Source organism: Pseudomonas sp. PDM03 (assembly GCF_014852385.1).
Classification (GTDB): domain Bacteria; phylum Pseudomonadota; class Gammaproteobacteria; order Pseudomonadales; family Pseudomonadaceae; genus Aquipseudomonas; species Aquipseudomonas migulae.
This window is the reverse complement of sequence record NZ_JACVBM010000035.1, coordinates 23,849-32,805: the sequence shown is the minus strand read 5'-3', so window position 1 is coordinate 32,805 and position 8,957 is coordinate 23,849. Positions and strand designations below refer to the sequence as shown.

At 59.4% G+C, this 8,957-nt stretch carries 6 protein-coding genes; all 6 read left to right on the top strand.

Annotated elements, in window-relative coordinates; genetic code table 11:
• Window positions 1–175: 175 nt before the first annotated feature.
• The 6 genes from yaaA to IB254_RS28855 all read left to right on the top strand — a co-directional run bounded on the left by yaaA (window position 176) and on the right by IB254_RS28855 (window position 8,950).
• Window positions 176–955 carry a peroxide stress protein YaaA gene (gene yaaA / locus IB254_RS28880; protein ID WP_008025377.1) on the top strand — a complete coding sequence of 260 codons (780 nt, stop codon included), beginning with the start codon at window positions 176–178 and terminating at the stop codon, window positions 953–955.
• Between the two features lie 823 nt (window positions 956–1,778).
• Entirely contained in the window at window positions 1,779–3,095 is a 1,317-nt protein-coding gene (locus IB254_RS28875) for a nucleotide sugar dehydrogenase (protein ID WP_008044520.1), read from the top strand.
• Between the two features lie 171 nt (window positions 3,096–3,266).
• A complete protein-coding gene (gene alg8 / locus IB254_RS28870; protein WP_412548234.1) occupies window positions 3,267–4,748 on the top strand; it encodes a mannuronan synthase in 1,482 nt (493 codons plus the stop codon).
• Window positions 4,749–4,784: 36 nt separating this feature from the next.
• Entirely contained in the window at window positions 4,785–5,954 is a 1,170-nt protein-coding gene (locus tag IB254_RS28865) for an alginate biosynthesis protein Alg44 (protein WP_192420834.1), read from the top strand.
• A gap of 9 nt (window positions 5,955–5,963) precedes the next feature.
• The gene (gene algK / locus IB254_RS28860; RefSeq protein ID WP_192420832.1) at window positions 5,964–7,469 is read left to right on the top strand and encodes an alginate biosynthesis TPR repeat lipoprotein AlgK; all 1,506 of its coding nucleotides are present in this window, start codon (window positions 5,964–5,966) and stop codon (window positions 7,467–7,469) included.
• The gene (locus IB254_RS28855) at window positions 7,466–8,950 is read left to right on the top strand and encodes an alginate export family protein (protein ID WP_192227784.1); all 1,485 of its coding nucleotides are present in this window, start codon (window positions 7,466–7,468) and stop codon (window positions 8,948–8,950) included. Before algK ends, IB254_RS28855 begins: the two co-directional genes overlap by 4 nt.
• Window positions 8,951–8,957 lie beyond the last annotated feature (7 nt).

Sequence of the window (8,957 nt, the reverse complement as noted above, 5' to 3'; positions counted from 1 at the left end):
GTGTATCAGTTACCGATGATGCCGACTGACACACCGCTTTCGCGGGCAAGTCGGATCGCCGCACCGCTCGCTCCTACAGGGGATCGTGGCCACCGATCATCACCTATGGACTTGATAGCTGGAGTCAACACGGACAACCCCCTAGAATCGCCCCACGATTAAAGGAGACGACTTCATGCTGATGGTGATTTCCCCCGCCAAGACCCTCGATTACGAAACACCGCCGGCCACCCAGCGTTTCACCCAGCCGCAATACCTCGACCATTCCCAGGAGCTGATCCTGCAATTGCGCGACCTGACGCCGGCGCAGATCAGCGAGCTGATGCATGTCTCCGACAAGATCGGCGGGCTGAACGCCGCGCGTTTCGGCAGCTGGACGCCGGCGTTCACGCCTGAAAACGCCAAACAGGCCCTGCTGGCGTTCAAGGGTGACGTTTATACCGGTCTCAACGCACAAACCTTCAGCGAAGCCGATTTCGATTACGCCCAGCAGCATCTGCGCATGCTGTCCGGCCTGTATGGCCTGTTGCGTCCACTGGACCTGATGCAACCGTACCGTCTGGAAATGGGCACCAAATTGCCCAACGCCCGTGGCAAGGACCTGTATGCCTTCTGGGGCACGCGCATCAGCGAATGGTTGAACGAAGCCCTGGCCGATCAGGGCGATGATGTGCTGCTGAACCTGGCGTCCAACGAGTATTTCTCGGCGGTCAAACGCAGCGCCCTGAATGCCCGCATCATCAATACCGAGTTCAAGGACCTGAAAAACGGTCAGTACAAGATCATCAGCTTCTATGCGAAAAAAGCCCGGGGCATGATGAGCCGCTTCGTCATCGAAGAACGCATCAACGACCCCGCAGCACTCAAGCAGTTTGACGTTCAGGGCTATCGGTACAGTGCCGAGCAGTCAAAACCGGACAATCTGGTGTTCCTGCGCGATCACGCCCCCGAGTAAATGCACCCGGTCGGTGCACGACCTCAAAATTGTCGTGCACCGTCTTCAAATCGCCAAACAATCCCCCGCCTTTTTCGCCAGTTATTTGGCGCCAATTTTCAATCAATCAAAATCCTAACTTTAGTTTCACTCGACTTTCGTGATTTTTTTCAGTAGTGGCACTAAAAAAAATTATCAGTAGTGGCATAAAACTATCTAATCCGACGACGCCCCTATGTATCAAGGGTGAAACAGCCGTTGCTATCAATATGAAAGCAGTGCCATCTTTTTCAATATTTCAAGAAATTTCAGAATTCGCGATGGGCGGACTGGAACTATGTCCAAATGCGTAGCTCATACCACCGGTAACCATTATCTCTGAACATGTACGAGATAACTTACACAGAGAAGAGATTCACGTAGCGAAGTTGTCACAATAACTTCGGCTACATAATCCCTGATTTGGGCAACATCTGAAGGAAAGGAGATAACGCATCACTACTATCCCCTACATGGCCAAGGCTGCGCCCCTATAAACGTGCTCACCTGAGCACCAAACCGCTTGATTTACGGGCTTTCGGCCTGGCATTGAGCGCGCAAGACCTTTGCACGAAGGACCTCGACCAGAGGACTCGGCTGCATAACAGGGCAAGTCATAATAATAAGGCCTGTTTACGCACACCTTGAGTGCACTTATTTAGACACTCGGAACTTAGTATGCCTGTACACGGCATTGTGGCGCCTGACTGCCGCACTTCCGAGCGCACTACAACTGCTGAACACACTTAATTCCGGCCATGTAATGGCTTGTTGAACACAGTCTTGTTAACGAGAGGTAAATGCGATGCGCATCAGCATATTTGGTTTGGGTTACGTCGGTGCAGTATGTGCCGGTTGCCTGTCTGCACGGGGCCATGACGTCGTTGGCGTCGATGTCGCCAAAGACAAGATCGATATGATCAACGCCGGTAAATCACCGATTGTTGAACCGGGCCTGGGCGAACTGCTGGCCAAGGGTATCGAGACCGGTCGACTGCGCGGTACGACCAACTTCGCGGAAGCGATTCGCGACACCGACCTGTCGATGATCTGCGTCGGCACGCCGAGCAAGAAGAACGGCGACCTGGAACTGAACTACATCGAAGCCGTGTGCCGCGAGATCGGTTTTGTCCTGCGTGACAAGACCACCCGCCACACCATCGTGGTTCGCAGCACCGTTTTGCCGGGCACTGTCGCAAACGTTGTCATCCCGATTCTCGAAGACTGCTCCGGCAAGAAAGCCGGTGTTGATTTCGGTGTGGCGGTGAACCCTGAGTTCCTGCGCGAAAGCACCGCGATCGCCGACTACGACCTGCCACCGATGACCGTCATCGGCGAATTCGACAAGGCGTCCGGCGACGTTCTGCAATCGCTGTACGAAGAACTCGACGCGCCGATCATCCGCAAGGACATCGCCGTTGCCGAGATGATCAAGTACACCTGCAACGTGTGGCACGCCACCAAGGTGACCTTCGCCAACGAGATCGGCAACATCGCCAAGGCGTGCGGCGTCGATGGTCGTGAAGTGATGGAAGTGGTCTGCCAGGACAAGACACTGAACCTGTCCCAGTACTACATGCGCCCTGGTTTCGCCTTCGGCGGTTCGTGCCTGCCCAAAGACGTGCGTGCCCTGACCTACCGCGCCGGCGCCCTGGACGTGGAATCACCGCTGCTGAACTCGCTGATGCGCAGCAACGAATCCCAGGTACAGAACGCCTTCGACATCGTTTCCAGCCACGACAAACGCAAAGTCGCCCTGCTGGGCCTGAGCTTCAAGGCCGGCACCGATGACCTGCGCGAAAGCCCGCTGGTTGATCTGGCAGAAATGCTGATCGGCAAAGGCTACGACCTGAGCATCTACGACGCCAACGTCGAATACGCCCGCGTTCACGGTGCGAACAAGGACTACATCGAGTCGAAGATCCCTCACGTCTCGTCCTTGCTCAATTCCGACTTCGACGAAGTGATCAACAACTCCGACGTGATCATCCTCGGCAACCGTGACGAAAAATTCCGCGCCCTGGCGCAGAACGCTCCGCACGGCAAGCAAGTGATCGACCTGGTCGGCTTCATGTCGAAAGCCACCAGCGTGAGTGGCCGGACCGAAGGCATCTGCTGGTAACCGGCAGGTTGTAAGCGCTTCGCGCTTATCGCCGGCAAGCCGGCTCCTACAAGAATCCCCTGTAGGAGCCAGCTTGCTGGCGAAAGCGTCCTCCGGGGCGCCACAACCTTCGGCATTTACGCCTGCCTTAACCCATTCGGGCCTCGCCCGAGATCGAGACGGATGCAGATTATGCACAGGCTAAAGCACGGCCTACTTCAGGCCGCCGGTTGGCTGTTTTACTTAAGTATTTTGATGGGCATCGCCATGGCGTTGCCTGTGTCCACGTTCGACTCCGAGTCGAAGGACTTCATTTTCCTGATCGGTATCGTCGGTATCTGGCGCTACTCGATGGGTGCCACGCACTTTCTGCGCGGCATGCTGTTTCTGTACGTGGTCTACCCGCACCTGCGGCGCAAAGTGCGCAAGCTGGGTAAAGCGGCAGACCCGTCCCATGTGTTTTTGATGGTCACCAGCTTCCGTATCGACGCGCTGACCACCGCCCAGGTCTACGCCTCGGTGATCCGCGAAGCGATCGACTGCGGCCTGCCGACCACCATGGTCTGCTCCATCGTAGAAATGTCCGATGAGAAGCTGGTGAAAAGCCTGTGGACCAAGATGAATCCACCGGCTCGGGTCAAGCTCGACTTCGTGCGCATTCCCGGCACCGGCAAGCGTGATGGCCTGGCCTACGGTTTCCGCGCCATCTCCCGTCACCTGCCGGACGACCGTGCCGTGGTGGCCGTGATCGATGGCGACACCGTGCTCGCCGAAGGCGTCGTGCTCAAGACCGTGCCGTGGTTCCAGCTGTTCGGCAATGTCGGCGGCCTGACCACCAACGAATTCTGCGAAGTGCGCGGCGGCTACATCATGAGCGAGTGGCACAAGCTGCGTTTCGCCCAGCGTCACATCAACATGTGTTCGATGGCCCTGTCCAAACGCGTGCTGACCATGACCGGCCGGATGTCGGTATTCCGCGCCTCCGTGGTCACCAACCCGGACTTCATCGCCGACGTGGAAAGCGACTCGCTGCAACACTGGCGCCTGGGTCGCTTCAAGTTTCTTACCGGTGATGACAAGTCGAGCTGGTTCAGCCTGATGCGCCTGGGCTACGACACGTTCTACGTGCCGGACGCCGCGATCCACACCGTGGAACACCCGCCGGAAAAAAGCTTCATCAAGGCCAGCCGCAAGCTGATGTTCCGCTGGTACGGCAACAACCTGCGCCAGAACGCCCGCGCCCTGGGCCTGGGGGTTAAACGCCTCGGCCTGTTCACCTCGGTGGTGCTGTTCGATCAGCGCGTGTCGATGTGGACCTCGCTGCTGGGCTTGACGGTCGCGCTGATCGCCAGCTTCAAGTACGGCACCGCGTTCATCCTCGTGTACCTGCTGTGGATCGGCATTACCCGCCTGATCCTGACCGTGCTGCTGTCGTTGTCCGGTCACCGGATCGGCCCGGCCTACCCGGCGATTCTCTATTACAACCAGATCGTCGGTGCGCTGGTGAAGATCTACGTGTTCTTCCGCCTCGACCAACAGTCCTGGACTCGCCAGCCCACTTCCCTGACCCGTGATCTCGCCAGCTTTCAACGTTGGTTCAACACCTGGTCGTCTCGGACCATGACCTTCTCCGCCGGCAGCATCTTTGTTGCCGTGCTGCTGATGATGGTCTGACCGCCCCCTTATTGAATTAACCAGGAAATCGCCCCTATGAATACCGCCGTCAACGCCAACGTAGTGCATGAGTCAGAAGCCCAGCGCCAACACGCCCGAGTGAAAATCCCGGCCAAGCTGCGCTTCTTCGGTCCGGACCGGACCCCGATGGAAGCTCGAGTGATCGACCTCTCCGCCGGCGGCCTGGCCTTCAACGCCGGTCAACTGCCGCTGAAAATCGGCGACGTGTACAAGGCTCGCCTGCAATTCGTCATCGATAACCTCGGCCTGGCCATGGACGTGGAGCTGCAAGTGCGCTCCATCGACCGCCAGACCGGTCGTGCCGGCTGCCAGTTCCAGAACCTGGAACCCCAAGACATCTCGACCCTGCGCCACCTGATCACCTCGCACCTGGCCGGCGACATTGTCAGCATGGGTGAAGTGCTGGCCACCCTGCAGCGAGACAACTTCACCAAGGCGCGCAAGATGAAGGACGGCGGCCACGGCATGAGCGCGTTCGGTCGTCTGCGTGCAGTGACCTTCAGCCTGGCGATTTTCATCGTCGGCCTGGCGGCGTTCGGTTTCATCTTCAAGTCGGTGTACGGCATGTATTTCGTCAGCCACGCGCAGGCCGGTCTGGTCAGCGTGCCCGGCATGAACATCACCATGCCCCGTGACGGCACCGTGCAAAGCCTGATCAAGGCCGACGGCGTTGCAGCCAAAGGCGCGCCACTGGCGACGTTCAGCACCAGCATGCTCGACGTGCTCAAGGGCCATCTTGACGACAATCAACTGCAACCGGCCAAGGTTGAAGAACTGTTCGGCAAGCAAATGACCGGCACCCTGACCTCGCCATGCGATTGCACCGTGGCCCAGCAACTGGTCGCCGACGGTCAGTACGCCAGCAAGGGCGACGTGATCTTCCAACTGGTGCCGCGTAACAGCGAAGCCAACGTTGAAGCGCGCTTCTCCTATCGCCAGTTCGGCGACGTGCGTCCAGGCACCAACGTCAACTTCCAGATTGCCGGCGAAGACAAGACCCGCACCGGCAAGATCGTCAGCAGCACCAGCCTGAAAAGCGCCGACCTGTCGTCCGACATCCGCGTGCTGATCCAGCCGGACGAGCCGCTGGACAGCAAGTTCGCCGGTCGCCCGGTTGAAGTGAACAGTGACCGTGGCCCGAACCTGAACTGGCTGATCGATAAAGCCATGGCTTCCGGTCTTTAAGTCGAGGACATGCCTGTGACGACTCCTACCTTGAACACACCGCAGACCCTGTGGGAGCGAGCCTGCTCGCGATGGGATCAACGCGGTTCAACTGATGCACCGCGCTGCCTGAATCGCCAGCAGGCTGGCTCCCACATTGGAACAGTGTGTGCCTTGGCATTGGCCGTCAGCCTGGCCGGTTGCGCCGGTCTGCCCGACCAGCGTCTGGCCAATGAAGCGCTCAAGCGCGGTGACACCGCGCTGGCTCAGCAGAACTACAAGCAACTCGCCGACCTGGGCTACAGCGAGGCTCAAGTAGGCCTCGCCGATATCCAGGTCGACAGCCGCGACCCGGCGCAGGTCAAGCAGGCCGAGGCGACTTACCGCGCGGCGGCCGACGTTTCGCCGCGAGCGCAGGCTCGCCTGGGTCGCTTGCTGGTGGCCAAACCCGGTTCCACCGAAGCCGAACAGCACGAAGCTGAAGCCCTGCTGAAAAAGGCTTCGGCCAATGGCGAAGGCAACACGCTGATCCCGCTGGCGATGTTGTACCTGCAATACCCGCACAGTTTCCCCAACGTCAACGCGCAACAGCAGATCAGCCAATGGCGCGCCGAAGGCAAACCGGAAGCCGGCCTGGCCCAGGTGCTGCTCTATCGCACCCAAGGCACTTACGACCAGCACCTGGACGAAGTCGCAACGATCTGCAAAGCCGCGTTGAACACCACCGACATCTGCTACGTCGAGCTGGCCACGGTTTACCAGAAACAAGGCAAACCGGAACAGCAAGCCGAGCTGATCAAGCAGATGCAAGCGGCGCATACCCGTGGCACCGTTTCCGCTCAGCGCGTGGACAGCGTCGCTCGTGTGCTCGGTGATGCAAGCCTGGGCAAGACCGACGAAAAAACCGCTCAGTCGCTGCTCGAAGACATCGCCCCCGCCTACCCCGCTTCGTGGGTCAGCCTGGCGCAATTGCTCTACGACTTCCCGGAACTCGGCGACGTCGACACGATGATGAAGTACCTGGACAACGGCCGCGCCGCTGACCAGCCGCGCGCCGAACTGTTGCTCGGCAAGCTCTACTACGAAGGCAAATGGGTGCCGGCGGACGCGAAAGTCGCCGAAGCACATTTCCAGAAAGCCGTCGGCAAGGAAGTCGCCGCCGATTACTACCTCGGCCAGATCTACCGTCGTGGTTACCTGGGCAAGGTCTATTCGCAGAAGGCACTGGATCACTTGCTGACCGCTGCGCGCAACGGCCAGAACAGCGCCGACTTCGCCATCGCCCAACTGTTTTCCCAAGGCAAGGGCACCAAGCCCGACCCACTTAACGCTTATGTCTTCAGCCAACTGGCCAAGGCCCAGAACACCCCGCAGGCCACCGAGCTTGCGCAAACTCTCGAAGCCCAACTGCCGCCTGCCCAGCTGGCCGAGGCCCAACGCCTGTTGAAACAAGAACAGGCCGTTCGTGGTGCCTTGAGCCAGAACACGCTGGAACTGCATGCCCTGCAAGAAGAAGACGGCGAGGAATCCCTATGAAGTTGAATCCATTCATGAAGGCCGGCATCGGCCTGACGTTTGCGCTGATCTGGTCTTGCCCGACCCTGGCGGCAATCACCGAAACCAAGAATTTCGGTCTGGACGTAAAAATCACCGGCCAGTCCGAAGACGACCGTGACCTCGGCACTGCCAGCGGCGGCGACGTCAATGGCGTCGGTCTCGACCTGCGTCCCTGGGTCTACGGCGAAAGCGGCGCGTGGAGTGCCTATGCCATGGGCCAGGCCGTGACGTCCACCGACATCATCGAAACCGACACCTTGCAGCAGTCCGACAGCGACGGCACCCAGACCACCGACAATGGTGATCGCAAGACCAAGAAAAACTACCTGGCGATGCGCGAATTCTGGGTCGGCTACAGCGGCCTGACGCCCTATCCGGGCGAGCAGCTGAAACTCGGTCGTCAACGCCTGCGCAACGACGACGGCCAATGGCGCGACACCAACATCGAAGCCCTGAACTGGACCTTCGACACCACGCTGTTGCGCGCCAACGTCGGCGTCGCCGAACGCTTCAGCGAATACCGTACCGACCTCAAAGAGTTGGCACCGAAAGACAAAGATCGCCTGCACGTTTACGCCGACACGGCGTATCAATGGACACCGGGCAACTGGGTCGGGATTCGCGGTCATCACACCCACGATGACGGCAAACTCGACTACCCGGAACCGGGCGTGCCCGGCGACTCGCTGGACAAGAAACAAAACGGCGACATCAGCTGGCTCGGCCTCACCGCTGACAGCGACGCCTACAACTACCGCAACACCAACACCGTCAATTACTGGGGCAGCATCACCGGCATGAGCGGCGACACCGACACGGTGAATCAGCTCAACGCCGACGGCACTCGCCCGACGGAAGCCAAGCGCGGTGAAGACCTCAACGGCTGGGCCACCGACATCGGCGTGCGCCTGCGCCTCGATCCGCAATGGCAAGTCGGTGCAGCCTATGCCCGCGCCAGTGCCGATTACGAACAGAACGGCCTGGAAAGCAACCGCTCGAACTACACCGGTACGCGCTCGCGGGTTCACCGTTTCGGCGAAGCGTTCCGTGGCGAAATGAACAACATGCAGACCGCTACGTTGTTCGGTTCGTGGATGCTCAACGACGAGTACGACGCCAGCGTGATCTACCACAAGTTCTGGCGCGTCGACGGCAACAAGCCGGTCGGCAGCAACGGCATCAACGCCGTCGAGAACGACACCGACCCAACCGGCGCGATTCTCTCCAGCACGTCCCTGCCGCTGGAAGATGGCAACAAAGATCTCGGCCAGGAAATGGACCTTGTGGTCACCAAGTACTTCAAGCAAGGCCTGTTGCCTGCTGCGCTGAGCCAGTCGATCGACGAACCGTCGGCCCTGGTGCGCTTGCGTGGCGGCGTGTTCAAGCCGGGCGATGCCTACGGCAAAGAAGTCGACTCGTACATGCACCGCGCGTTTATCGACGTGATCTGGCGCTTCTGATGCGAAC

Excerpts from the sequence above, each read along its gene's own strand:
- yaaA (WP_008025377.1), top strand. The coding sequence starts at position 176 with ATGCTGATGGTGATTTCCCCCGCCAAGACCCTCGATTACGAAACACCG.
- IB254_RS28875 (WP_008044520.1), top strand. The coding sequence starts at position 1,779 with ATGCGCATCAGCATATTTGGTTTGGGTTACGTCGGTGCAGTATGTGCC.
- alg8 (WP_412548234.1), top strand. The coding sequence starts at position 3,267 with ATGCACAGGCTAAAGCACGGCCTACTTCAGGCCGCCGGTTGGCTGTTT.
- IB254_RS28865 (WP_192420834.1), top strand. The coding sequence starts at position 4,785 with ATGAATACCGCCGTCAACGCCAACGTAGTGCATGAGTCAGAAGCCCAG.
- algK (WP_192420832.1), top strand. The coding sequence starts at position 5,964 with ATGCCTGTGACGACTCCTACCTTGAACACACCGCAGACCCTGTGGGAG.
- IB254_RS28855 (WP_192227784.1), top strand. The coding sequence starts at position 7,466 with ATGAAGTTGAATCCATTCATGAAGGCCGGCATCGGCCTGACGTTTGCG.